This window comes from Vibrio sp. 10N.222.48.A3, from assembly GCF_041475345.1.
GTDB classification, from domain to species: Bacteria; Pseudomonadota; Gammaproteobacteria; order Enterobacterales; family Vibrionaceae; genus Vibrio; species Vibrio tasmaniensis_A.
Genome location: NZ_JBFRVX010001453.1, coordinates 1 through 342, shown reverse-complemented (window position 1 = coordinate 342; position 342 = coordinate 1). Strand labels below are relative to the sequence as shown.

Annotated in this window: 1 pseudogene; it reads right to left on the bottom strand. The window is 48.8% G+C overall.

The annotated features are described in order from the left end of the window. Positions 1–342, bottom strand: a pseudogene (locus tag AB4653_RS27065) (alkene reductase); the annotation flags it as partial.

The following is a 342-nucleotide window of genomic DNA, read 5'->3' as shown; positions in this document are numbered from 1 at the left end:
TCGGCTTGGGTCATCTCTCTTGGTTGGATGCAATCCACCATGTTGCCGTTACCATTCTCATCAGAGATCCAAACCTGCGTTTCTATAGGTGCCAGTGCTGAAGGTGCAATCGGCAACTCGCCTTTTTGAAAGGTAGGGTGTGATACTCGGCCTACGTGCCATAGTTGGCAGAATATCGCGGCACCTTGCTCTTTTGCTGCTGTTGTTACTGATTTCCAACCTTCGATTTGCGCATCGGTATAGACGCCGGGTGTGAATGAGTAACCTTGAGAGTCATCTGAAATTTGTGTGGCTTCAGTGATGATTAGCCCTGCACTTGCTCGTTGTTGGTAATAAGTCGCC